The sequence below is a fragment of the Peristeroidobacter soli genome, assembly GCF_004138485.1.
Taxonomy (GTDB): Bacteria; Pseudomonadota; Gammaproteobacteria; order Steroidobacterales; family Steroidobacteraceae; genus Steroidobacter; species Steroidobacter soli.
Genome location: NZ_RYEV01000003.1, coordinates 387,816 through 412,532 on the forward strand (window position 1 = coordinate 387,816; position 24,717 = coordinate 412,532).

Here is a 24,717-nt window from a genome sequence, read left to right on the forward strand (position 1 = left end):
TGATCACAGGGCCCACCGCGTTATGCTGCGGCGTGTCCCGTCCGCGACTGTCACCGAAAGCGCACCCTCATGAGTCAACAGTCCGAAGAGTGCCTGCCCGAATCGGCTTCGGCCGAGCAGAGCGACGTGCCCGGCGCGCGCATCCTGCACATGAAGGGGCGCCAGTACGACTTGCAGAAGGCCATTCAGCAACGCGCGCAGGAATCCGTCGAGCGTGAAGCCGCGCTCGATCAGGAGCAGCGCCGGCCGAAGCCGCTCAAGTGGGGCATTGCCCTGATCATCGCGGCCATTCCGATCGGGTTGACTCTGATCGCCGCGGACAGCTTCCTGCGCGTTTTCCATAAGTACCTCGACGTGACCGTGGAAACGGCCAACAAACAAGCCGAGGAGCAAGCAGCAGCCGCGGCTGCGGCCGCAGCGGCCGCTGAGGCGATGGCGCCGGTCACCTCCGATGATCCCGACGTCGTGATGCTGTCGCCGTTGCTGGTTCCGCCCAGCGTCGAGACGTCCCAGGCTTCGCCCGCTCCCGATTCCAAGAAGTAAATGCGCTCGTTCGGGCGTCGCGCATGGGTCGCGTCGCTGCTCTCAATCGCCCTCGTCGGTGGCGGCCTCGCGCTGCTGTTTTTTCGTCAGTCCGAGTCGCCGGGCAAGGTGTCCGCGCCACCTGCGGCGGTCCCTGCGCACGCGACTGTCGCGGCGAGGTTCGTTGATGAGTCAGCGTGCGCCACGTGCCATGTCGACCAGGCGAAGGCGTGGCATGGCTCGCATCACGACCTGGCCATGCAGGAGCCGAACGCCGCCACGGTGCTGGGCAATTTCGATAACGCCAGTTTCAGCAAGGACGGCGTCCGCACCCGATTCTTCCAGCGCGACGGCAAGTATTGGATCAACACCGACGGCGCCGATGGCAAACCCGCCGACTTCGAGGTCAAGTACACATTCGGCGTCGAGCCGCTTCAGCAATATCTGATCGAGCTGGATCGCGGTCGACTGCAGGCGTTCACGATCGCGTGGGACGTGCGGGCCAAGCGCTGGTTTCATCTCTATCCCAAGGAGCGCATCGATCATCTCGATCCGTTGCACTGGACCCAGCCGTCGCAGAACTGGAATTTCATGTGCGCGGAGTGTCACTCCACCGACCTGAAGAAGAACTTCGATCTGCAGACCCACAGTTATGAGACGAGCTGGAAACAGATCGACGTCGGGTGTCAGGCGTGCCACGGTCCTGCGTCGGTGCATCTGGAGTCGTCGGCGCCAGGGAAGAAAGATTTCCCCGTGGACTTCGCCGGCCCCGATGCGAGTGTGCAGATCGAAACGTGCGCTCGCTGTCATTCGCGGCGGTCGGTGATCTCCGAAGGCTACCGTCATGGCGAGAAGCTGATGCAGACCCATCTGCCGGCGTTGCTCACCGACGATTTGTATTATCCGAACGGCAAGATTTTCGACGAGGTGTACGAGTACGGTTCGTTCCTGCAGTCGAAGATGCACGCCAAGGGCGTTCGTTGCAGCGATTGCCACGAGCCGCATTCGTTGCAGCTGCGCCGTGAAGGCAATCAGCTGTGCGCGGGTTGTCACAACGCCGGTGCACCGGCGGCACGGCCCAGTATCGATACCTCCGGCCTCCACAAGAAAAACTACGACTCGCCTGAGCATCACTTCCACAAGCCGGGTACGCCGGGTTCGCAGTGCGTGGATTGTCATGCGCCATCGCGCGTGTACATGCAGATCGATGCTCGTCGCGATCACAGCTTCCGCATCCCCCGACCGGATCTGGCGGACGGGCCGGATGCTTGCACCGAATGTCACAAGGAGCGTGGGGCGAAGTGGGCGGCGGAGCGGGTCGCGAAGTGGTACGGCCCGAACCGGCGTCACGAGACGACGTTTGGTGAAACCTTCGCTTGGTATCGCGAGGCGCAGGGCGTCAGCGGAGTGCGTCCGGTTCGCTGGGCCACGCCCGAACTGGTGAATCAGTTAGCTCGCATCGCCAGCGACGCGAACCAACCCGCCATGGTCCGTGCCTCAGCAGTTGCGCGGCTGACAACCTATCCCGGCGAGACCGCGCTCAGTGCTTTGAATTCAGCCTCGCGTGACTCAGATCCGCTGGTGCGCGCGGCGGTGGCCGATGCCTTCAGCGTGTATCCACCGGCAGAACGATCGGCACTGCTGCCGCTGCTGACCGATCCAGTTCGCGCGGTGAGAATCTCGGCGATCGCTTCAGCGCCGCCGGAAAGTTTGAGCGCCTCGGCGGTGTCCGAATATGAGCAAGCTCAGCTGGCCAATGCCGATCAGCCCGGCGCGCACATCAATATCGGCAACCTGCGTGCATCGCTCGGTCAGGCGGCCGAGGCCGAGTCGGCTTATCAAACAGCGATTCGGCTCGATCCCACGTTCGGCCCCGCCTACGTAAACCTTGCCGATCTGAAGAGTCGGACTGGCGCGAACGCGGTGGCAATCGCGGTGCTGAAGACCGGGCTGGAGGCTCAGCGCGAGGAGGGGCCGCACTCCGCAGCCTTGCATCATTCGTTGGGTCTGGCGTTGATTCGTGAGCGTCGCTATGACGATGCCATTGCCGAGCTCCAGGCGGCGGCGCGAGCGGCGCCGACCTATACCCAATACGCATATGTGCTTGGGGTCGCGCTGTACGACACGGGCAAGAAAAAGGAAGGCCTCCGGACCCTGGAAAATGCGCTCCGTCTGCGTCCCTACGACCGAAACCTGCTGACCGCGCTGGCCGCCTACGCACGGGAGGCTGGTAACGCAGAGGCCGAGAAGGCGTACCTGGGAAGTCTGTCGCGGGCCGTGCCCTAGCAATTCTGCTACCCTGCGGCCCGTTCACGGGCAGGGGATGCGAGCCCAATGATTGTCGAGTGGCTGCCGACTCCTTCGCAGCATTTCCTGGTCAGCGCGATTGCGCTCCTCGTTTATATCCTCACCAGTCGCGCGCTGGATCAGCGGCGTGCGCCGACCTCCGCGATTGCCTGGGTGCTGGGCCTCGCGCTGGTGCCTTACCTCATGTTGCCGCTGTACCTGTTGTTCGGCCAGCGCAAGCTCAAGCCGGTCGCGATTCCGTATGTGGGCGTAGTGGTGGAAGGGCCGCATTGGGCGGCGGAGTTGATCGAGAGCTTCGGTCTCGCGCCGCCCTCTTCATGCAACGTTCGGATGCATGCCGACGGCACCCAGGCGCGCGACGCGTTGTTCGAGCTCATCGACGACGCGCGTCAGACCATCGATATCAGCACCTTCATCATCGGCAACGATGCGTTCGGCAATGAGGTCGTCGCGCGCCTGGCCCGTCGCGCGCGAGAAGGCGTGAAAGTGCGGCTGCTGCTCGATGGTTTCTTTGCGGTCCTCGCGCCGCGCCGGTACATGAAAGAGTTGCGAGGCGCGGGCGCGAAGGTGGCGGTGTTTCGTCCGTTCTTCAGCTTGCGTCGTCTGGGTCCGCGTAACTTGCGCAACCATCGCAAGCTGGTCGTGGTCGACGATCGTTTGCTCTGGTGCGGTGGCCGCAATCTGGCCGCCGAATATTTCCTTGGCGATGCCGGCGGCACGCTCTGGCCGGATCTTTCTTTCGATCTGGAAGGGCCGGTGGCGTCGGCCGCGGGCCGGCAGTTCGATCTCGATTGGAATACCACGCATCTGCGTGAGCCCATTCGAGAGCGCGTGGCTGTCGATGCCGAAGGCGGCGAGCTGGCGCAATTTCTCCCGAGCGGTCCGGATCAAGTCGAGGACACGGCCCAATCGCTGCTGATCGACGGCTGCTATCGGGCGCGTCGACGGTTGCTGGTGGTCACGCCGTATTTCGTGCCGGATGACAACTTGCGGGCAGCGATGCGCCTGGCAGCGCGCCGGGGCGTCAAGGTGACGATTGCGATCCCGCAGCGCTCCAATCATCTGTTGGCGGACTTCGTGCGCTCGCGGCCGATGCGCGATCTGGCGGCTGCGGGCGTGGAGTTTCGTCTGCTGCCGCGAATGGTTCATGCCAAGGGCGTCGTGATCGACGAGACACTGGCGATGTGCGGCTCGATCAATCTGGACTTGCGCAGTCTGCTGCTCAACCACGAAGCGGCGGTCGTGTTCTACGGCCGGCACACCATCGATTGGCTGGCCGAATGGATTGCGGCGCTGGCAGAGCAGGGCGAGGTGTATCGCGCGGAGCCGCCGGGATTGTTGCGAGATATCGCCGAAGGCGTGCTGCTTACGGTTGCCTTTCAGTTGTAGGACCGTCGTCGAACGACAGCTTCAGTCCCACCATCTCGGCCGCGCGAACCACATCCACCAGGCGCGTGAGCTGCAGCTTCTTCATCATTCTGGCCCGCTCGGATTTGATGGTGCGCTCGCAGGCGCCGACTTCCACGGCGACTTGCTTGTTGAGCTTGCCTTCGGCGACACCGGCGAACACGGCGCGCTCACGATCGGTCAAAGTTCCATACCGATCCAACAGATCGCGGACTTGATTGCGCGCGGCGTAGCGGCGCAGGGCGACCTTGCGCGCCTGCTCGATCGTTTCCAGCAGCAGCTCGCCGCGTACCGGCTTGGTCAGAATATCCAGCGCGCCCGATTTCATGACCCGGACGCTGATGGGAATGTCGGCGTAGGCGCTGATGAAAACCACCGGCAGCACCGAGTCGTCGCCCATCAGCCGCTCGAACATTTCCAGGCCGTCGCCGTCCGGCAGGCACAGATCCAGCAGCAGGCAGCCGGGCGTGGCGTCCACGTCGGCGCGCCGGAATTCGGCGAGCGTGGCATAGCCCACTGCCTGGATGTTTTTCGAGCGGAACAACCGGAGCAGGCTGGTGCGAAAGCTCTCGTCGTCGTCGATGACGTGCACGACGAAGCGCTCTGCCGCTGCATATATCCGGTCGTCCGCGCGAACGTTCGCTGTATCCATCCGCTGTTTTCTCCCTCACGCCGCCTGGAGCGGAATCGTGAACTTGAAGGCGGCGCCCCCGGCGGAGGTTCCCTCCTGCCAGATTTTGCCGCCGTGTGCATGCACGATGGTGCGCGCGATGGCCAAGCCCAACCCCATGCCTTCCTTCTTGGTACTGAAAAACGAATCGAAAATCCTGGGCCGGTATGCCGCCGCGATGCCCGGTCCCGTATCGGTGACCGTGATGGCCGCGAAGTACTTGTCATAACGGCTGGTGGCAACGTCGAGGATACGCTCGGTGGGGCCGTCCGCGGTATTAGAGGCCATCGCATCCATGGCGTTCATCATCAAATTCAGTAACACCTGTTCGAGGTGGATGGCATCTCCACGAATCGGCGGTATCTTTGTGTCGAGGCAACTGCGTACAGTAACCAGGCGCTTGCGCGCGACGGGTTGGATCAGACTGAGCGCGGTAGCGGCGACCTCATTGAGGTCGATCATCGTGGTGTGCAGTTCGCGACGCTTCAGCAAGGAATGCAAATGGCGCACGATATCGTTGGCCCGCAGATCGTCCCGCCGGATGTCGGCGAGCATGCGGCGGATTTCGTCCAGCGGCGGCTGCGGCTCGCCGAGCAGGTTTTCGGCGGCATCGGCGTTGGTCAGGATGGCGCTCAGCGGCTGGCTGATCTCGTGCGCGATGGAGCCGGCGATTTCGCCGACCAGCGCCAGGCGCCCGGCATGAGTGTCCGCGCTGTGGATGCGCCGGGCTTCACGTTGCGCCGAGCGCCAACGGCGGTCTCGAAACCCCCAATAAACGAGCACGGCGCTTTGCGCCACCACCAATAACACCAGTAATGACAACAGTACCGATTGCCCCACGGGAATAGCGCTGCGGACGAGCGATGGCGGTGTGGATCAGGAAACACCCGACTTTGCCCATTCCGCGTATGTACGGCTGTGAGGATTCGGCAACAATTGCGTCCGCTGATAACAAGTTAACGGCAGATTACGGCACACTAGGAATTTCGACGGATCGTTGATCGGATCTGAAGTCAGGCAAGGGAGGAAACGCCATGACGAGACTGGTATTTCGGGACTTCGATGAGTTTGCCGAAGCGATTACAGGAGTAGACGGTCGCTTCATTCCGACGGCGCGCTCGACCTCGGAATGGTGGTCGGAAGCGGTACGGCCCGGCGTGGTATCGCTACAGCAGATTCAGATCGGCAGCCCGACCACGTTCGCCGGCGACGGCGAGCCTGGCCGCTTCACGCTCGGCTTGCCGATGACCGATCCCACCCAGATCCGCATCGACGGGCACTTTCTCGAGTCGGACGGTTTCATCACGCTGCACGAAGATCAGCCGTTCACCTTCACTGGTCAGGACGTGGTGCGCTGGGCCGGCATCAGCGTGCCTCAGGACACCAGGCTGGTGGCTCTGGACCTGTTGAACAATGCTCGCGGCGGCGGTCCGCGAACCCGCTCCGCGCTGCCCTATCTCGAGCGATTGCGCTGGGTCGCCGAGCGGGCGATCTCCGCCAACCTGGATCTCAGCGAGCCGGCGTCCGTGCTGGCGGTCGAGGAAGAGGTCGCGATCAGTCTGACTCATGTGCTCGAGCGCAGCATGAAGGTGCAGGATCGTCACGTCGGCCGGCCGCAGTTCTCGCGCAGCCGGGTCATCGCCCGCACCTTGCAGCTGATCGAGGCCAACGAAGGCCAGCCGCTGTTCATCGACGATCTGTGCAAGGCGACCCAGGTCAGCGAGCGCACGCTCAGAAACATTTTCCACGAGTTCTTCGGCGTCGGTCCGATGCGGCTGTTGAAGGTCCGTCAGTTGCGCGAGATTCGCGCCGCGCTGCTACGAGCCGATCCGCAACGTGACACGGTGACCCGTATCGCCGCCCGCTTCGGCATCTGGGACTTCAGTCTGTTCGCGCGCAACTACAAGGCGTTGTTCGGCGAGTCGCCGTCACGCACGTTGCGCACGCCGCCGACCGAAGTGAAGGTGCGTTCGTCGCTGTCGTGGCTGCACTACGCGTCGAAGATTTTTATCGATGACATGCGGCCCGCGGCCCATCCGCATGTCCTCGACAGTGGCGACGATGCCGACACGCCGCTGGTGATCCAGCCGGTCGACTCGTTCCCGCTGCGGGCCAAGAACTGAAGAGGGCGGTTACAGGCTGGCCCGCATGAACAACAGCGGGCCGGCCATCTTCATGTCGAACAGGCCCGGATCGTCGACGTCGCGCGAGTCGACTTCCACATGGAACTGCCGATAGCCGAGCCCGAACACCAAGTACGGGTTCATGCGCCAGGTGAGCGCGGCGCGCGCATCCAGCACCGAGCCGTCGATCTCATCGAACTCCACCGACAGATACTGAGCGCGGGCTTCGAGCGACCAGCGGTCGTTGAAATCGAACCGGCCTTCGAGGCCCACCAGCGGCAACGGCGTCACGCCGGTTTCGGAATCGCGCACCACGCGGCTGCGTACCACGGCGTTGGCCTCGACCTCGACGATCTGCGCGCCGAACGTCAGCGCCACATCGAGGCGCTGCGTCTTGGCGACGCTGTAGCCGTAGGTGAGGCCGAACGAAGTCAGATTGAGCGTGCTGTCGACGCGCTCCCCGGGCAGATACGTCTGGTCGTCGAACACGATGGTTTTATCGATGGCGTGATCCGCCGAGCGCCGTACGCTGAAGCCGCTCAAGCGAATCAAATGCCGGTCGCCCGGCAGCAGCGTGAGCTCGACCAGCGGCAACAGTTTGTTGTCGTCCAGGCCGAGATCGTCCTCGGCGTTGATCAACGTGCCCTGCGTGGCCAGGTTCGGATCGATGCGGATCTCGGTATCGAGGTCGGCGCTCAACGTCATGACTTCGAGGCGGAAGCGATCCTCGATGACGTGCGGCTTGGGTTTCGGCGCCCAGTCGGGCAGCTTGTCGTTGGTGGGTTTCTTGTCGGCGGCGTGCGCCACGCCGAGCAGGCTCAGCGCGAGGCTCAGGACGAGTGACTGGCAGGCGACGTGGCGGCGTTCAGAAATCACTGCGGACTCTCCGATGGGTGCCGAGCGTCGTAGCGACCGCTGGCTCCGGGATTTAGTCCAATTAGTATGCCCGTGTGATCACACCGTCGCGACCCAGTGATCGTCCCAACGAATCGGTTGCGAGCTGGCGATTTTCAGAAACTGTGAACGCAGTCGACTTTCATCCAGGCCGTACGCCGTGCCATCGCGCTGTGAAGCCAGGATGGAGCCGTCGGCAACTCGCGACAGACCATAGGTTTCCGCAGCGGCGATGAAGCCGAGATAGCGCTCGTCGCTGATCGACCAGCATGCGACGCCATTGCCGTACGGACATGCCGCAGCGATCAGGTCGTGCGCTTCGCTGATCGCGACGCTGGCGACGTAGCCCTGGAATTTTGGCAGCTCCGCAGCGGGCGCGGTCAGCAAGCTGAAACGTGCGTGCTGGTCGGCTTGGGCCGGACGATACAAGGCAACGATGCCGGGCGCTTCGTTCTTGTCATCGCCCTCGTATTGCAAGCCCACCGCGGTGATGCCGGTGCTGGTCATCGATACGTGTCGAATGCTCAGCAGATGATCCGGCAGGCGCCACTGTTCCTTGCGTTGGCCGCTGGCCGCATCGATCACACACAGCGACGGATCCATCGTCGGAATGTTCAGCTTGCGACGGAAAGTGCGTGGGTGCGTCATGATGCCGCCGTTCGCGACCAGCAATGAGCTGGGGTCCGGCATCCAGGCGACTTCGTGCGGGTCGATACCGTTCGTGTCGATCTCACCAACGACGGCGAAGTTACGAGCGTCGCGCACGACGACCACGCCACGCGCGCGTTCGTAATCATGTTCGGGCGTGAGGATCAAACTGCCGTCGGCCGAATAGGTGCCGTGGCCCGCGAGATGACGCCCCGACTCAGTGGTGAACACGGTGCGTGCCTGCATCGTCGCGCGATCCAGCTCAAACGCTTGCGTGCCCGGCCGGCGCGCAAAAAACAAAACGCGATTGGGGTCGGTGGGATGAACGGCGCAACCATGCGCTCGCATCGGCACGCGTGCGCCGAAGACTCGTTCGTCCTGTAGTGACAAGCCGCCGACGTATTGATCGCCGCGCGCGTCTTCATACGCCGAGAGCAGCGTGCCTGTGTGTGCCTTGCTCTTCGACGAGAACAGCAGGCCGCCAGCCGCGACCGCACTCAACGACGCCGTCGCCAGCAGAACCTGACGACGCGACCATTTCGACGCGCTGGAGTTGGAGGTGTTCATAAAGAGTCGATGAACCTCAACAAAGCCTCGCGATCCTGCTGGGACAGATTGCGGAATGCTTCCTTGGCCCGCTCGCCTTCGCCACCGTGCCACAGAATCGCTTCACTCACATCGCGCGCGCGGCCGTCGTGGAGCAGGCGCGTGTGACCATTCACCGTCTTTTGCAGACCGATTCCCCACAGCGGCTGCGTGCGCCATTCGCTGCCGCTCGCGGCGAAATCGGCGCGACCGTCGGCCAGCCCTTCGCCCATGTCATGCAACAGCAGGTCCGTGAACGGATGGATGGTTTGATCGCTGAGCCATGGCTGATCCGTGACGACGCCGGTCTTGAACGTCGCGCGATGGCAGGACTCGCAGCCGGTCTCGAGGAACAGTTTCGCGCCGCGTTTCACTTCGGGCGTTTCGAGATTCCGCCGCATCGGCACCGCGAGCATGCGCTGGTACGTGACCATGTGCGCGAAGATCTCGTCGCTGATCTCGGGCTCGCCGCCGCTCGGTGCCGCCAGACACGCCGTTTGCACGGAGGTGCAGATTTGCGCCGGACGAAGCGAGGTCGTCATACCGATCTCGCTAGAGAACGCCGCGGCGGTTTGATGCGCGATGTCGGGCTGATTCAACTTCCAACCAAAGCGTCCGAGCACGGCGCGGCCCACGAGCGGGTCCCACACATGATTGGGTCGGCCCGAGATGCCATCTTTGTCGGCGTCGTCGGGATCGCTGCGTTCCATGATCTGCGCTTCGGGAATCGCTTCGAGCAAACCGGAGCCGAACACGGCCGGCGCGACCCGTGGCGACAACTTCGTATCGGCAGCGAGCTCGCCGTAGGCCAGTTCTTCGAAGGAATATTCCGGTGCGAGCAAGGTGTACGGCGTGCCGTCACCGTAGGTGCCCGCGATCTCGCGATGACGAATGCGAAGTTTTCCTTCCGCGGGCACGCCGCCAATCCCGAACGGATTGAAGTTCACACCGTAGTTGGGATCGGCCTGCGGTTCGTTGTTGGCGCCGGGCGTCGGCGTCGCGAACTGAATCACCATCGACACCGGCTGCTCGTCTTCCTTCGACGGCGGTTGACCGCGACCATCGTTGTTGTGGCATTGATCGCAGCTGCGCGCGTTGAACAGCGGGCCCAATCCGTCGCGGGCGCCGGCGCTCGCGGGAGCAACCACCCACGGGCTGTTGAAGAACGCGTTGCCGATGAAGAACTCACCGCGCTGAGCGACGGTGAGATTGTTGGATGGGCGCGAGAACGAGTGACGCGAGCTCTCGCTCACGGTCATGGCGCCCCCGGAGTTGGGTTGTAACAGCTCCTCGGTCGACCTGCCTTTTGAGCAGGCGCCGAGCAATGACATTGCGCTCCACACCGCCGCGAGGCTGATGAGCTTGGCGACGTGGGCTGGCTCTGGGTGAATACGGATCATTGAAGTCCAGGGTACATGGATGTGCCCCGCCGCCATGGGCGGCGAGCGAGCGGCAAAAGTCGCGCCTTTTGCTGCTCGCACGAGGGTCGTGGCAGGATGCCCGATCCCGAGTCCATAGTCAGTCTCCCAGCCCCTGCAGATCGGACAGGAAGACTTCGATCGATCGGGCACCGCGCGAGATCGACAGCGCCTGCGCGCGCAACGAGTCGATCGCAGCCTGCATGCGAGCGCGACCCTCGACGTTGTCCGCCAGGATTTCGCGATCGAACGGATTCTTCACCGCACCCACGGTTTCACGAGTGCGTGCGAGGCGAGCTTCGATTTCTTCAGCCGCGCGTGCGTCCTTCGCTTTCACCAGATCGGCGAGGCTTGGGCCGCTGAGGGTTGTGCCATCGAGCCGCGTATAGCGGCCGAAATAAACATTCTCGATGCCCTGGGCATTGGCGCGCAGCTCGTCGGCGGTCATGTCGCTGAAGCAGGACTGTTCCTCCTCCTGGTCAGACGACAGCAGCGGCACATTCATGCGCTCGCCGGCCATCTCCACCTCCGACAGCGCCGCGGCGCCCGTGAACATGTGCTTCAAGCCGGTGTACACGTCGCCGTTGACGAACGTGGTTCGATAGTTCGGTTCCTTCGACTCGCGCCACTGCGCGGCCACCGCTTCGAGATCGCTGATGATCAGCGTCGTCGCCGCCTTCAGGTACTTGCCACGACGCGCGTTCACGTCGGCCGGATCGTCGCTCTTGGGGACGAAATCGGTGTACGGACGCTGGCCGGCCGAGTCGGGCGGATTGTTCCAGTCCTGACCCCACAGCAGGAACTCGACCGCGTGATAGCCGCTGGCGATGTTCTTCTCGCCGCCCAGCTCGTTCTGTTCGGCGATCAGCTCGGGGGTGATCTCCGGAAAAGTCTTCGCGTCACCGACGATGTTCAGGCCGGGCGCGGCGTTGTACTTGTCCAGGGCCACGGCGTCGATGTGGTTCTCATCCAGCGGCCAGCCGTTGAGCTGTCCTTCCGGGCCATGCTCGCTGTCGATGGGGCCGGCGTAGAAGCGGAAGGCCTCGCTATAGGCATACGGAATGCGCGCGGCACGCCAGCGTTCGCGCGCGGTGTTCAGCGTCTCCTCGCTGGGGTTGGCGAGCAAAGCGTCCACGGCTTGATCCAGCGCGCGGGCGGTGGTGATCGTGTCCTCGTAGGTCGCCAGCACGATCTGCGCGTAATTCTCCAACACAGGCTGGCGAGGATCCTTGGGCTCGATGCGAGCGCAGCCGGCCGCCAGCGCCAGGCACAGGGTCGCCGCGGCGGCGGACTTGAAGACAGATGCGGGCATTGTTGGGGTCGCTTTGAAGTAGTAATGCGGCCCGCCACGGGCGGGAGACGCCCGATTTTATTCGCAATCGAGAATGGCTCGCAATTAAGAATGAGTTTGAACTAGTGGGGCCTGCGCGGCGGGGCGGGCGAGGGCAACGGAGGTCGCAGGCTCTGGCGGCGGTGGAGGATGTGGGTCAGCTCCTCGCCATCGACTCCGAGCCGGTCCGCGGCTTTTTCGATGGAGAGCCCCTCGCAAACGATGAGGCTGACGGCCGCCCAGTACAGGGCGGCTTCGGTCCGAGTGTCGTGCTGGTGCTGCATGTTCGATGCGTCCGTCCCATGGATCGAGGGACACGCAAGGCAGCATGGTGCGAGCGATCAACGATTGTAGAAACCGGCACTTATACTGAAAGCGCTCGTGAGGGAGCGCGGTAAGTGCCTACAAAGAGTGCGAAAAGGGGACAGATTCAACCTCTGTCCCCGGCTCGATCCGATGCTCGATCAACGCTCGATTTCGGCCAGACGCTTGCCGACGAACTGCCAGTTGGCGATCTGCTCCACCACGGCCTTCACGAAGCCGGCGCGGTTCTGCTGGTGGTCGAGGTAGTAGGCGTGCTCCCAAACGTCGCAGGTCCACAGCGCGTGGCCGCTGGCGATCAGCGGGTTGTCGGCGTCGTGGGTCGTGGTGATTTCGAGCTTGCCGTCCTTCGCGACCAGCCAGGCCCAGCCGCTGCCGAACTGGCCGACGGCCGCTTCGACGAACTTGTCGCGGAAATTCTCGAACGAGCCGAACGAGGCTTCCAAACGCTTCTTGATCGGCTCCGGCGGAGCGCTGCCGCCGTTCGGCGCGAGCGAATTCCAGAAGAAGTCGTGATTCCAGACCTGCGCGGCGTTGTTGAAGATCTTGCGCTCGGTGCCGGTCTTGTTGGCGGTGGCCTTGATGATGGACTCGAGGTCCTGCTTCTCCAGCGGCGTGCCGGCGATGAACTCATTCAGCTTGGTCACGTAGGTCGCATGGTGCTTGCCATGATGATGATCCAGCGTGCGCGCCGAAATCGTCGGACCGAGAGAATCTTTGGGAAACGGCAGGGGCATCAATTCGAACGCCATGGCGGGCTCCAGCTAGCGCTAAAAACAGTGGGGGATAAGGGGCCAACGTATCGCGGACCGCGAAGTTCCCGGCCTGTTCCGGGGTCCTTCGTTACCGTTCGATGACGACGGGGCCCGACAGAATACCTGTCCCGGCACACCCTTGGCCACCTGCCGGTGTCGGGATCGGTCGGTTGAGAAGCAGTGGACATGCGCGGCGCTGCAAGAGCGTCTATATTCCGCGGGTTCCGATGCGCAGTCCACGAGACCGATTCAGAAGTCTCGGGCCGACTCGGACCTTGAGGTTCAACACGAAGGAGCAGGGGAGCGTGTCCGCAGGGAGCGGTCACCCCGAGCACCTGGGAGGACAAGACATGGGCAAAGCGACACAGATCGCGGCCATCTGCGCCTTTGGCGTCGTGGCGACTGTAGCGACAATTGCGGCTCAAGGCGCTCAAGCGCCTCAAGCTCAAGCGCCCCAGCAGGCGCCGCCCGCGGCTGAAGAAGCCGCGCCGAGCACTTTCGTCACGCTCAAGCTCGAAGGCAGCTGCGATGCGCAGAACACGCGGCTGTGGCTGGTCAATTCACATACATTCAAGACCATCGCCACCACCGTGCGCTGGCGCGCCGCCGGCGGCAAGGATCTTCGCGAGCAGTTCTTTCCGGGGCCGAACTCGGTCCGCGAGATTGGCTGCGCGGCTGAAGCTGAAATCCTGGACGCCAAATTCGCCGACTTCTAACGCTCGAAATCCCGCAAGGTCGCGAACTCCTCGAGCATGGAGAGTCGAGTGCCCGATCCCGCTCAAGATCGCATCACCTTGCCCGACGGCACGTCGCTGGTGCTTCGGGTCTTTTGTGCGACCGACTCGCCCCGGGCGGCGGTGATCATTCCGTCCGCGATGGGCGTGGCGCAGAAGTTCTACACTCAATTCGCGCAATGGCTCGCACAGCAGGGCTATCACGTCACGACATTCGACTATCGCGGCATCGGTTTCTCCGCGCCTCGTTCGTTGCGTGGCTATCCGGTGAACATTTTCGATTGGGCGCGACAGGATTGCGCCATCGTGATCGACAGGGTGAAGGCCGCGAGGCCCGACGTGCCTCTGCACTGGATCGGTCACAGCCTCGGCGGGCAGTTGATCGGACTCATCCCGAATCGCGACCGTATCGATCGAGTCATCACGGTCGCCACCGGCACGGGGTACTGGCTGGAGAACACCTGGCGCACCCGGTCCGTCGTGTGGTGGCTGTGGTTCTTCCTGGTGCCGCTCGCATTACGCACTGCCGGTTATTTTCCCGGCAAACGCTTGCGCAAAGTCGGCGATCTGCCGTTCGGAGTGATGCAGCAGTGGCGTCGCTGGTGTCTGAATCGTGAATACGTCGTCGGCGCTGAAGGCGACGAAGTGCGCGCCGATTACGCGTCGGTGCGCACACCGATGCTTGCTCTTTCGTTCACCGATGATGAGTTGATGTCGGCCCGGGGCATCAAGTCATTGCACGGCTTGTATGCGAACGCTCCGGTCGAATACCGCCGCATCACGCCTCGCGACGTCGGCGCCCGCCACATCGGTCACTTCGGCTTCTTCCGTCCACAGTTCGAACAAACGCTCTGGCCGCTCGTGCCTCAATGGCTGAGCGTGCGTTGAGTCTGAAGCGTCGAAGAGGTGGAGAAAAAAATAGCGTGCGCGAGGTTCATCACATCGCGCACGCCGGCATCCGAGATGGCTCAGGGGGATAATTGACCATCGTCGTAAGCACGTTGAAACCGAAGAAACTCGCGTCCTGAGACGCACGGTTTCATAAATGCAGGAGGCGTGCCAACTCTTCGCGGGCCGAGAATGGCTAAAAATAAGGGGCTGCACGCAAGGAAATTGGCGTGGATGCACTCGCGGTGTGCAATGGGAGCGCAATCATGCGACGAGGTAGTGCGAGGGCGGGAGTTGTCATCGAAATGTCAACTGAGTCGGCGGGTTGGGGCTAGGAGAAAACCTGAAGGTCACGGAGTGGTTACACGGCGCGGTCGAGTGAACGTAACGAAGGAAGCCCCGCGATGTGCGACCTGAAAGTGGGTGACACCGTAGTGTTCGTCGATGCACCGGATGGGTTGCTGAAGGATTTGCCGAGCGACGAGCAGAACGAAATTCTTTCCTTCGTGGGGAAGCCAGCGACGATTACGTCGGTCGATGAGTTCGGCTATGTCTGGATTGGATTTGGCTCGCAAGTCGATGACGGCGACGAGTCCCACTATTCCGGCCATTCTTTTGCAGTCACGGCGGATTGTTTGCGTCAGGCGACGCGGTAATCGACCGTGGGTTCTCTCACCTGATAGGGCAGATAGGTGGCGAAATCGTCCCGCGATTCGTCGTTGAACCGTTTGAGTTCGTCGATCAATGGTTGCAGCTTCATTAGATCCAACTGCTCCGCGGAGTCTGCGATCCATTGCGCGACGGCCTGCGCAATTTCCGCGTGCATGACGCAGTCGACGTCATCGGAGTAAAGGAGCAGCTCGGACAAGCAATGAAGCATGGCTCGACCTTCCATGAGCTGGGTGTGCACGGCCTCAATGGTTTCCTCCAGCGTGCGCGGAGGCGGTTGCGAGGGTGGAACCCCGCCGGGTGGAAGGCCGGAGTTGGAAGTTGCCAGAAAGGGCGTTTGCTCAGCCATGTCATCTACCTCGACGGAATCAGCGTTGAGCCTAGCCTGGGATGCTATGGCTGTATATAGAAACAGTTGGAAATCGCAGCGCGATTTTCAATCTTTTTTGGTACCGTTTGCGCGGGCTGACGCGCGGAAAAACATATGAAACAAATGCTGTTGGTTGCAGTGCTGTCGTTTGCCGCGGTCCACGCGAGCGCGCAAACAGCTCCGCCGTCGCGCGCGCCGGTGAAGGGATGTCAGTGGGAGAAGATGTCGGATTCGAAGCTGGCGCTCGCGCTGTGGGCGCAGCGGTGTGACTTTGGATTTCGGAAGATTACGCCGCTGTTCCACGGATCTTCGTTCGCGATTCAGTACTCGGACAGTGCCGGCCCGGACAATCTGATCGACGTCATCGATCAGCTGCCGGGTGAAGCGCCGCAGGCCACGTTGAAGCGATTCTTCTACGAGCACACGTCCGCGGAAGTGCGCAATCGTTGCACCCTGGCGGAGTTCCGCAGGCACGCAGCCGCGCCCGCGGGCAAGCAGCGCTTCACGTTTGTCCCGAATGCGGACTATGAGAAGGAATTGACTTCGAAGGCCGATCCGAACGAAGTGCCGGAGCCGCCGTGTGGTGAATGGGGCGATCAGCCGGACGGCATGCAGTACTTCGAAGTCTCAACGAACCCGAGCGCGCGAAAGCTGCTGTTCGTCAGAATTGGTCAGGACGAGCCGTTGTTCGATGAGCAGACGCTGCAGTCGATCGAGCCGAAAGGGAGCGGAAAGGCAAAATGAGTGCTGCTTGCTTCAAACATGCGACCGCCACGAGAGGAGAGCCGATGATTCTTCGCGCCGCCCGGTTGATTGGGGTGTGGTGTCTGTTGTCGGGCTCGGTGTCGCTGGCCGACGGTTCCGCCGCCAGGCTGGAGTACGGCACTGAGAACAACATCGCCTACTACGACGCCGCGGCGTTGTCGCGGGCCGACCAATATCAGAAAGAGCAAGGCAAGCTCGATGTTTATTATCCGAAGGGGGCGAAGGGTTTCGCGACCGTCGTGTGGTTTCATGGCGGCGGTTTGACGGGTGGCAGTCGTTACTTTCCCAACTTGAAGGATCAGGGCATCGCGTTGGTCGCGGCGAGTTATCGGCTGGCGCCGAAGGTGCAGCCGCCCGCCTATATCGAAGACGCCGCCGCCGCCGTCGCATGGACACTCAAGAACATCGGGCGTTACGGCGGTGATCCGGCCAAGGTGTTTGTGGCCGGGCATTCCGCCGGTGCGTATCTGGCGACGATGCTTGCGATGGATCCGAAATGGCTCGATGCGTATGAGCTATCGAACAAATCATTAGCTGGCGTCATCGCGGTCAGCGGCCAGATGACCACGCATTTCACCGTCAAACAACAGCGCGGCGACACCGGCCCGCCGTTGCGCCCGCTCATCGATGAATACGCGCCGCTGTATCACACAGCAAATGAGTTCCCGCCGATCTGCATGATCGTCGGCGGCCGGGACATCGAGTTCAAGTCACGCGTGGAAGAGAACGAGTTGATGGCGGTGACCTTGCGCAATCTGGGTCACAAGAACGTGGAGTTCTACGAAATGGCCGGGCTGGACCACGGCACCGTGGCGCAGGGCGCGATGATTGTCGTGCGCGGATTCATCCAGCGGACTTTGAAGGCACAGACGAAGTAGCCACGGGTGGCGCGCCGGTCGTAGCGTTGACTACACATGTGCGACGGTCGCTAGGCGCATCGACGCGGCGCTTCGCGCGCGTCAGGTTTGCGTGTGCGCGCGGCCATACCGTCATATCGTCAAGTTCGCCGCTTGGCGTTCTCCAGCGCGTCGATGGTGCGCGGCCAATCATCCTTCAACAATCTCGACAGCGCCCGATCGGCGAGCAGCTTCCCGCCGGTCTGGCAACGCGGGCAATAGTTTGTCTCATTCTCCGCGTACCGAATGCGCTGAACCGCTGTGCCACACACAGGGCACGGCTCGCCGTATTTCCCATGCACGGCCATTTCCTTCCGAAACGCGGTGACCTTCTCTGGAAACCCGTGCGCAGCCTCCCCGCGCAGTCGCTCGATCCACTCATTCAGCACTGCTTGAACGGCGTCATATAACCGACTCCATTCATCCTCGTCGAGGTGCTTGGTCTGAAGCATGGGCGAAAGCCGGGCGCGATGCAGGATCTCATCCGAATATGCGTTACCGATGCCGCTGAGAATGGTCGGGTCCGTGAGCGCCCGCTTGAGCGTGTGATTCCGTTCGCTCATGCGCTCACGAAACGCAGCGGGCGCTACCCCGAGAACCTCGAGCCCGCCGCGGTCGTGCTCTTCGAGTTGCGACTCGCCCGCGACCACATGCAGCGACGCGCGGCGTTTTGTCCCTGCTTCAGTCAAAGTCAGTACGCCGTTGTCGAAGTCGAGTTGAAGCAGAGGGGCGCGGATCTTGCCGCGATGGCCGGTTTCATACCAATGCAGCCGGCCCGCGATCATGAGATGAATCACCAGCCACACATCGTTGTCGAAGCCGATGGCGATGCGCTTGCCGAGCCGGCGAAGCCGCGTAACGACGTGGCCTTCGCAGCATTGAGGGGAGGGCTCGGCGGTACGAAGCAGGAATGGATTCTTCAGCAGAATCCGCTCCAGCCGGTGCCCGACGATGCGGGTCTGGAGCGATTCAATATAGACGGCGACGTCAGGCAGTTCGGGCATACATGCCTAACGGCCGGGCCGGCATCAGAGTTCGCGCAAGCCGGTCGTGATCGGCAGCTTCGCCGCGCGCAGGCTGGGCAGCAGCCCGCCGATGAAGCCGAGGATCAGCGCGTAGATCAGGCCTTGAACCAGCAGCGCCGGTGTCACAGTGAACGCGAACGTCAGCTGACTGAAGGTCGCGAAATTCATCGTCGATGCACGCACGCCGTTGAATGCGACGTACGACACGACCATCCCCACCACGCCGCCGACCAGGCCGATCAACAGCGCTTCCGCAAGCACCGACGTAATCACCGGCGCCGAGCCGAAGCCCAACGCGCGCAACGTTGCAATCTCACGAGTGCGCGACGAAACCGCCGAGTACATCGTGTTGAGTGCCGCGAAGATCGCGCCCAGGCCCATGAGGATGGCGATCGCGCTGCCGATCGTGCTCACCAGCGTCACCAGAATCTTCGACTGCTCCGCGTAATAAGCCTTCTCGCTGAACACGCGAATGTTCAAGCGAGGATCGGTCGACAGCTCATCCTTGAACGCCTGCATGGCGCTGGCGCTAGTGAGTTTCACACGCATCGATTGATACGACGTGCCGCGGTTGTACGCGCCTTGCAGCACGGTCGCATCGGTCCAGATCTCCGACTCGGCCACACTGCCCCGATCCTCGAAGATGCCCGTGATCGTCCAGTTGGCATTGCCCAGGCGCAGCTGACTGCCGACCGTGAGGCCGGAGAACTGCATGCTCGCGCCTTTGCCGACCACCACTTCAAACTTGCCGGGCGTGAAGTTCGTGCCTTCGACCATCTTGAAGTGGCTACGCAGCTTCATTGCCTGCGGCCCCACGCCGCGCAAAGGAACATTCGCCGCCGTGCCCGTGCTCTTCAGCGGCACGTCGACCACGACGTACAGCTCGGGAGAAACGACCGGGCCCTGCTCGTCGCGCAGCGCCTGTTTGGAGTCGGCGATGATGCGTGTCTGTTCCTGCGTCAGGCCGCTGCCCATCTCGTCGGTGGCGCCATTACGCAGCACGATGGCGACTTGATCGGAGCCGGAGATTTCCAGCACCGCGCGGAAGCCTTCAGCGATCGACAGCACGCCGATGAGTACGGTGACGACGCCGGCGATGCCGATGAGCGCCACGATGGACGAAGCCGCGCGCTGAGACATATTGCGCACGTTCATGCTGGTGATCGCGCCGATCTGAGTCAGAGAATTGTTGGACATGTCCGGATTCCTTCCTGGCTCAGCTCTTACGCAAGGCGTCGACGATCTTCAGTCGCGATGCCTGGGCGCACGGGATGGCCGCGGCCAGACCCCCGAGCAGCAGGATCAATACGACGCCGATGCCCCACGTCGCGCTCGGCATGCCGAGCACCGGGAAGAACTGCGCGACCGCCGCGCCGATTCCTTTGCTCGCCAGCGCCGCCAGACCCAGCCCGATCAGCCCACCCAAGCCCGTGACCAGGATCGCTTCGGCGATGATCAGAAACGTCACGCCGGCGCCCGAGAAGCCCAAGGTCTTCATCACGCCGATCTCGTTGAAGCGCTCACGGATCGACTGGCCCATGGTGTTGGCGGTGACCAGCAGCATCGTGAAGAACACGGCGGCCGCCACGAAGGTGAGTAGCTTGCCGATGTTGCCCATCTGATTGGCGAAACCCTGGATGAAGGCCTTCTCCGTCGAGGTCTTGGTCTCGGTGGAGGAATTGCGGAACAGATCGTCGATGGCGCGCGCGATGTCGGCCGAGCGGTCCGGATCTTTCACTTTCACGACCACCCAACCGATCATGTCGCGGATCTCGCGGCGTGATTCGTTGAGATAATCGTAATGGAAATACATGCTCTGGTTGTCGCCGTTGCTGGCCTGGTAGATGCCGGCGATCTTCATCGGCCAGACGTTGCCGCCGTCGTCCTTGCGAGTCCAGATATTGGAACGCAGGGGAATGGTGTCGCCCACTTTCCATTTGAAGCGTTCGGCCAGCAACGGGCCGACGATCACGCCGGTGCGATCCTGCAGAAACGTCTGTTTCTCTTCCGGCGTCAGCTGGTATTCGCTGTACACCTCGAAGAACGTCGGCGCCTCGACCGCGAAGGCCGCGATCTGATTCTTGTCTTCCTGGTAGATGCCGCCGAACCAGTCCTGCGACGTCGCGACCACGATACCGTCGACCCCTTTCACCCGATTCAGATAGGCGAGCGGCAGCGATTGCACGAAGGACGTCTTGTGCATCGTAATCAAACGGTCGATGCCGGCGAGCTCGGGGCTGCCGGTCATCGCGACACGCAGCGTCTGCATCAGGCCGAACAGCAGGAACGCGACGATGATGGAGGCCAGCGTGAGACTGGTGCGCAAACGCTTGCGTCCCAGGTTGGCCCAAAGCAGCGGGAGGTATTTGAGCATGACGTCACGCCGCCGCTTCGCGGCCCAGCTGACCCTTGTTCAAATGCAGGACATGTTTGGCGCGCGCCGCCGCGTGCGGATCGTGCGTCACCATGATGATGGTCTTGCCCTGTTGCTGATTCAGAGCTTGCAACAGATCCAGGATTTCATCGCCCGACTTGCGGTCGAGGTCGCCGGTGGGCTCGTCGCACAACAGGAGCGTGGGATCGGAAACGATGGCGCGCGCGATGCCGACGCGCTGTTCCTGACCGCCCGACAGCTCGCGCGGCTTGTGCTGAGCGCGTTCGCTCAAACCGACCAGGCCCAGCGCCGCGTTGGCGCGTTTACGCCGTTCCGCCGCCGGCAGCTTGGTGAGCAACAACGGCAGCTCGACGTTCCGTTCCGCCGTCAGCACCGGCAACAAGTTATACATCTGGAACACGAAGCCGACGTGATTGGCGCGCCAGCGGCCCAGATCGCCATCGCTCATGGCATCCGTGCGGATCCCGGCGATCTCGATGCTGCCCGCGGTCGGCCGGTCGATGCCGCCGATCAGATTCAGCAACGTGGACTTGCCGGAGCCCGACGGGCCCATCAGCGCCAGGAAATCGCCCTTGGGAATGTCCAGGTCGAGGGCGTGCAACACATGCACGGTCTCGGCGCCCCGCTTGTAATCCTTCGCTACGCCGCGCAGTCGAACCAGTGATTCATCGGCCATGAGGTCACTCCCCTTTCTTTTTGACCGGGGCGCCCTCGGCGAGGCCGTCGACCGGTTTCGCTACAAGGACGTCGCCGGAGGCGATTCCCGACAATACCTCGGTCTGTCCGCTGCGTTCGCCACCGATCCGGACCGCGACCCGTTCCACCGACTTGTCGCGCACGCGCCAGACGAATGTCGTATCCCCTTCTTTCATAATGGCTTCCGTCGGCACCCGCACCGCTGGGTGAGAGGCTGCCCCCTCTGCCGGTTCGGCGGAACGGTTGTCGAGGAAGCTCACCTTTATGCCCATGTCCGTCAGGATGCGCGGGTCCAGATGATCGAATCCGATGCGCACGCGCACGGTCGCTTTCTGGCGATCGGCGGTCGGCACGATGTTGATGACGTGACAGGGGATGGTCCAATCCGGATACGCGTCCAGCACCGCTTCGGCTTTTTGTCCGGCCTTGACCCGATTGATGAAGGCCTCGTTCACATCGACCTCAATCTCTCGCGAATCCATGTCAACGACTGTCGCGATTCCGGTGCGCGTGAAACCGCCGCCGGCGGAAATCGGTGAAATCATTTCACCGGGCTGCGCGTCCTTCGAGACCACCACGCCGTCGAACGGCGCGCGCACCAGCAAATCGTCCAGATCCTGATTGCGAACGCGCACGCTGCTCTGAGCAACCTTCACTTCGCTCTTCAAGGCTTCCAGGCGCGCCTGGAACGCCGAGAACTCGGCTTCCGCCGCATCGAGGGCCTGCTCGCTGACCAGCTTGTCGGCGCGCAGCTGTCGCGTGCGTCGCAAGTTACGTTCAGCTTCGACCAGGCGCACTTCGACTTCCTGCAGATTCTTGGTCGCGGCGTCGAGTTGGCGTTCGGCGAGATCGAGCTGCGGGCGCGTGGTCGTATCATCCAATCGCGCGAGCAACTGGCCTTCCTTGACCTCCATGCCTTCCTCGATCAGCACCTCGCGAACCTTGCCTGTGACTTTCGCCGACACGGTGGCCTGCCGACGCGCCACGACATAGCCCGAGGCATTCAGCACCGAGCCGCCAGCACTGCTGCCGCTCGCAGAGGCGACGGCGGTGACTGTTTCCACTTCGACGGCGTTGTCGCGGAGGAAGGCCCACGCTGCGGCCACTGCGGCTAGAACCAGTACAGCGACGATGAACCATTTATAGGCGCCACCCTGGCGGCTGTTACGAGTGGGTTCCGGGCTGCGTTCGATGCGGAGGCTGTCGAGTGCGTTCTGGTCGAATGACATGGAAGCCTTCAGTCCTTTAGCAACCGCGTGCGTAGCGAACGACGGCGCGGTCATTGATATAGAAAGCGCCTGGCCAGTGGCCGGGGCGCACGGATTCTAATCCCGCAAGCCCGGCGGAGGTAAGGCGCGTCGGTGAAAAGCCGCGCAACACCGGTGAGTTGGGCCGATAATCCCTCGGTGACTTCGACATTTGCGCTACCCGCCGGGCAGGACACCGCCACCCCATGAAACGCCGCACCTTATATATAGCGGGTGGAGTCGTGCTGGTGGCGCTCGCGATCGGCGTGCTGATCACTCGTCCCGATCCCATCGCGGTGGAAACGGCAACGGTGAGCCGCGGGCCGGTCGCTGAAACAGTGACCAATACACGAGCCGGCACCATCAAGGCCTGTCAACGCGCCCGGCTCGCGCCGCCCTCGGGTGGGCAGATCGCCAGATTGCCGGTGAAGAAAGGCGATCGCGTGCAGCCCGGACAAGTGCTGCTCGAACTATGGAACGATGACATTCGCGCCTCGCTCAGCCTGGCCGAACGTGATGCCGTGGCCGCGCATGCTCGCGCCGAAGAGGCTTGTGTCGCCGCTACCGTCGCTCAGCGCGAGTCGGATCGCCTCTCGAAGTTGCTGACACAGAATCTGATTGCTATCGACACGGCCGATAAAGCCAAAGGCGACGCCGATAGCCGGGCCGCGGCGTGTCGCGCGACCACTCAAAATATCAAAGTGGCCGAGGCGCGCGTCGAACAGGCGAAGGCGTCGATGGAACGTACGCTGTTACGAGCCCCGTTCGCGGGCATCGTGGCTGAGATCAATGGCGAGTTGGGTGAGTTTGTCACGCCGTCCCCCGTCGGCATTCCGACCCCGCCGGCCGTCGATGTGGTTGACACCAGTTGTATCTATGTAACGGCGCCCATCGATGAAGTCGACGCGCCGCGCATTCGTGAGGGCATGCCGGCGCGAGTGTCGCTCGATGCGTTCCGGGATCGAACGTTTGCTGCTCGCGTGCGGCGAGTGGCGCCTTATGTGCTGGATGTGGAGAAGCAGGCGCGCACGGTGGAAATCGAGGCCGAGCTGCAAGATATCCAAGCGGTGACCCTGCTGCCGGGGTATAGCGCCGACGTGGAAGTGATTCTGCAGGAGCGGTTGGACACGCTGCGAATTCCCACGCGAGCGCTGATCGACGGCAAGCGTGTGTATGTCTATGACGCGGCGGATGGGCGCGTTCACGTCAAGGAGGTGCAGACGGGGCTGCGAAATTGGGAATACGTTGAGGTCACTGGCGGGCTGTCGGAAGGCGAGCTGGTGGTGACGACGGTCGATCGCGAAGGTGTCGTCGACGGCGCGCGGGCGAAGCAGGCCGCCAGGCCATGATCGATCTGCGCAACATCTGCCGTCATTTCCAGATGGGCGATCAGCAGGTGCGTGCGCTCGACGATGTCAATGTGCATATCGAGACCGGCGAATATGTTTCCATCATGGGGCCGTCGGGGTCGGGGAAGTCCACGCTGTTGAATGTGCTTGGGCTGCTGGACCGGCCGACCGCGGGCACTTATTTATTGGATGGGCGGGAGACCACGTCGCTGGACGATGAGGAACTGGCTCATACCAGGGCAGGCAAGATCGGATTCATCTTTCAATCGTTTCATCTGATCCCGAGGCTGACGGCGTTCGAGAATGTTGAATTGCCGTTGGTGATCGCCGGCGTGGCGCCGGAAGAGCGCCGTCCGCGGGTGCAGCAGCTGCTGGCGAGTTTGAGTTTGGAGAGTCGGTCGAAGCATCGGCCGAATGAGTTGTCGGGCGGGCAGCGGCAACGAGTTGCCATTGCGCGGGCGATGGTGATGCAACCGGCGGTGTTGCTCGCCGATGAGCCGACCGGGAATCTGGATCATGTTTCCGGGGCCGAGGTGCTGGCCGCGATTGAGGGATTGAACGCGAAAGGAATCACGTTGCTGGTGGTTACGCATGACGCCGAGGTGGCTCAGCGGGCTCGGCGACATATCAGGATGAGAGATGGGAGGGTGGTGGAGGATGCGCCGTGATTAAGAAGCGTCGGTGGTTCGCACCGCCCGAGGTG

24 protein-coding genes are annotated in these 24,717 nt (G+C 62.6%); 11 read left to right on the forward strand and 13 right to left on the reverse strand.

Translation table 11 applies throughout. The features are described 5' to 3' along the window. The first annotated feature begins 69 nt into the window (after positions 1–69). The 3 genes from EKO19_RS10500 to EKO19_RS10510 are packed head-to-tail and all read left to right on the forward strand — an operon-like array spanning position 70 to position 4,218. Entirely contained in the window at positions 70–543 is a 474-nt protein-coding gene (locus EKO19_RS10500; protein ID WP_129776371.1) for a hypothetical protein, read from the forward strand. Beyond that, positions 544–2,808 carry a tetratricopeptide repeat protein gene (locus EKO19_RS10505; RefSeq protein WP_129776372.1) on the forward strand — a complete coding sequence of 755 codons (2,265 nt, stop codon included), beginning with the start codon at positions 544–546 and terminating at the stop codon, positions 2,806–2,808. It begins immediately after the preceding gene. 48 nt (positions 2,809–2,856) lie between these two features. Further along, entirely contained in the window at positions 2,857–4,218 is a 1,362-nt protein-coding gene (locus EKO19_RS10510; protein ID WP_129776373.1) for a phospholipase D-like domain-containing protein, read from the forward strand. On the opposite strand, the gene EKO19_RS10515 is transcribed toward EKO19_RS10510, so the two are convergent. Both EKO19_RS10515 and EKO19_RS10520 read right to left on the reverse strand, forming a co-directional pair. Then, entirely contained in the window at positions 4,196–4,888 is a 693-nt protein-coding gene (locus EKO19_RS10515) for a response regulator transcription factor (RefSeq protein WP_129776374.1), read from the reverse strand. The genes EKO19_RS10510 and EKO19_RS10515 overlap by 23 nt on opposite strands. A 15-nt stretch (positions 4,889–4,903) precedes the next feature. Then, positions 4,904–5,728 (reverse strand): sensor histidine kinase, encoded by an 825-nt coding sequence (locus tag EKO19_RS10520; protein ID WP_129776375.1) that lies wholly within the window; start codon positions 5,726–5,728, stop codon positions 4,904–4,906. Positions 5,729–5,940: 212 nt separating this feature from the next. Here EKO19_RS10520 and EKO19_RS10525 point away from each other — a divergent pair, with 212 nt between their 5' ends. Further along, on the forward strand, positions 5,941–7,029 hold the full coding sequence (locus EKO19_RS10525; RefSeq protein ID WP_129776376.1) for a helix-turn-helix domain-containing protein: 1,089 nt from the start codon (positions 5,941–5,943) through the stop codon (positions 7,027–7,029). 9 nt (positions 7,030–7,038) lie between these two features. Here EKO19_RS10525 and EKO19_RS10530 read toward each other — a convergent pair whose 3' ends face one another. The 5 genes from EKO19_RS10530 to EKO19_RS10550 form a co-directional block, all read right to left on the reverse strand. Continuing rightward, positions 7,039–7,905 carry a porin family protein gene (locus EKO19_RS10530; RefSeq protein ID WP_129776377.1) on the reverse strand — a complete coding sequence of 289 codons (867 nt, stop codon included), beginning with the start codon at positions 7,903–7,905 and terminating at the stop codon, positions 7,039–7,041. Between the two features lie 78 nt (positions 7,906–7,983). Continuing rightward, on the reverse strand, positions 7,984–9,138 hold the full coding sequence (locus tag EKO19_RS10535; protein ID WP_129776378.1) for a DUF1513 domain-containing protein: 1,155 nt from the start codon (positions 9,136–9,138) through the stop codon (positions 7,984–7,986). Next, the gene (locus EKO19_RS10540) at positions 9,135–10,556 is read right to left on the reverse strand and encodes a di-heme oxidoreductase family protein (protein WP_129776379.1); all 1,422 of its coding nucleotides are present in this window, start codon (positions 10,554–10,556) and stop codon (positions 9,135–9,137) included. Before EKO19_RS10540 ends, EKO19_RS10535 begins: the two co-directional genes overlap by 4 nt. A gap of 118 nt (positions 10,557–10,674) precedes the next feature. Then, positions 10,675–11,886: an imelysin family protein gene (locus tag EKO19_RS10545; protein WP_129776380.1), complete on the reverse strand. Its 1,212-nt coding sequence runs from the start codon at positions 11,884–11,886 to the stop codon at positions 10,675–10,677. Positions 11,887–12,368: 482 nt separating this feature from the next. After that, positions 12,369–12,977, reverse strand: a complete 609-nt coding sequence (locus tag EKO19_RS10550; RefSeq protein ID WP_129776381.1) for a superoxide dismutase — start codon at positions 12,975–12,977, stop codon at positions 12,369–12,371. 353 nt (positions 12,978–13,330) lie between these two features. Here EKO19_RS10550 and EKO19_RS10555 point away from each other — a divergent pair, with 353 nt between their 5' ends. From EKO19_RS10555 to EKO19_RS10565, 3 genes are all read left to right on the forward strand, one after another. After that, positions 13,331–13,696 carry a hypothetical protein gene (locus EKO19_RS10555; protein WP_129776382.1) on the forward strand — a complete coding sequence of 122 codons (366 nt, stop codon included), beginning with the start codon at positions 13,331–13,333 and terminating at the stop codon, positions 13,694–13,696. Between the two features lie 48 nt (positions 13,697–13,744). Further along, positions 13,745–14,602, forward strand: a complete 858-nt coding sequence (locus EKO19_RS10560; protein ID WP_217705247.1) for an alpha/beta hydrolase family protein — start codon at positions 13,745–13,747, stop codon at positions 14,600–14,602. A 404-nt stretch (positions 14,603–15,006) separates the two neighbouring features. After that, the gene (locus EKO19_RS10565; RefSeq protein ID WP_129776384.1) at positions 15,007–15,258 is read left to right on the forward strand and encodes a hypothetical protein; all 252 of its coding nucleotides are present in this window, start codon (positions 15,007–15,009) and stop codon (positions 15,256–15,258) included. Here EKO19_RS10565 and EKO19_RS10570 read toward each other — a convergent pair. Beyond that, complete coding sequence (locus tag EKO19_RS10570; protein WP_129776385.1) at positions 15,243–15,620, reverse strand: hypothetical protein; 378 nt, start codon at positions 15,618–15,620, stop codon at positions 15,243–15,245. The two genes, EKO19_RS10565 and EKO19_RS10570, sit on opposite strands and share 16 nt — an antisense overlap. Positions 15,621–15,755: 135 nt before the next feature. On the opposite strand from EKO19_RS10570, the gene EKO19_RS10575 reads away from it, so the two are divergent. Both EKO19_RS10575 and EKO19_RS10580 read left to right on the forward strand, forming a co-directional pair. Next, complete coding sequence (locus EKO19_RS10575; RefSeq protein WP_129776386.1) at positions 15,756–16,385, forward strand: hypothetical protein; 630 nt, start codon at positions 15,756–15,758, stop codon at positions 16,383–16,385. Between the two features lie 44 nt (positions 16,386–16,429). Next, positions 16,430–17,284 carry an alpha/beta hydrolase gene (locus EKO19_RS10580; protein ID WP_157995209.1) on the forward strand — a complete coding sequence of 285 codons (855 nt, stop codon included), beginning with the start codon at positions 16,430–16,432 and terminating at the stop codon, positions 17,282–17,284. Positions 17,285–17,403: 119 nt separating this feature from the next. Here the strand turns inward: EKO19_RS10580 and EKO19_RS10585 are convergent, their stop codons facing one another. From EKO19_RS10585 to EKO19_RS10605, 5 genes are read right to left on the reverse strand one after another with little or no spacing between them, the layout of a single operon-like run. Continuing rightward, positions 17,404–18,306, reverse strand: coding sequence for an Fpg/Nei family DNA glycosylase (locus tag EKO19_RS10585; protein WP_129776388.1), 903 nt, complete (start codon positions 18,304–18,306; stop codon positions 17,404–17,406). 24 nt (positions 18,307–18,330) lie between these two features. Next, positions 18,331–19,524 carry an ABC transporter permease gene (locus EKO19_RS10590; protein ID WP_129776389.1) on the reverse strand — a complete coding sequence of 398 codons (1,194 nt, stop codon included), beginning with the start codon at positions 19,522–19,524 and terminating at the stop codon, positions 18,331–18,333. Between the two features lie 19 nt (positions 19,525–19,543). Then, entirely contained in the window at positions 19,544–20,701 is a 1,158-nt protein-coding gene (locus EKO19_RS10595) for an ABC transporter permease (protein ID WP_129776390.1), read from the reverse strand. A 4-nt stretch (positions 20,702–20,705) separates the two neighbouring features. Then, complete coding sequence (locus tag EKO19_RS10600; protein WP_129776391.1) at positions 20,706–21,398, reverse strand: ABC transporter ATP-binding protein; 693 nt, start codon at positions 21,396–21,398, stop codon at positions 20,706–20,708. Between the two features lie 4 nt (positions 21,399–21,402). Next, positions 21,403–22,647, reverse strand: coding sequence for an efflux RND transporter periplasmic adaptor subunit (locus EKO19_RS10605; RefSeq protein WP_157995210.1), 1,245 nt, complete (start codon positions 22,645–22,647; stop codon positions 21,403–21,405). 224 nt (positions 22,648–22,871) lie between these two features. Here EKO19_RS10605 and EKO19_RS10610 point away from each other — a divergent pair, with 224 nt between their 5' ends. Both EKO19_RS10610 and EKO19_RS10615 read left to right on the forward strand, forming a co-directional pair. Further along, positions 22,872–24,014, forward strand: a complete 1,143-nt coding sequence (locus tag EKO19_RS10610; protein WP_129776393.1) for an efflux RND transporter periplasmic adaptor subunit — start codon at positions 22,872–22,874, stop codon at positions 24,012–24,014. Then, complete coding sequence (locus tag EKO19_RS10615) at positions 24,011–24,682, forward strand: ABC transporter ATP-binding protein (RefSeq protein ID WP_129776394.1); 672 nt, start codon at positions 24,011–24,013, stop codon at positions 24,680–24,682. Before EKO19_RS10610 ends, EKO19_RS10615 begins: the two co-directional genes overlap by 4 nt. Positions 24,683–24,717 lie beyond the last annotated feature (35 nt).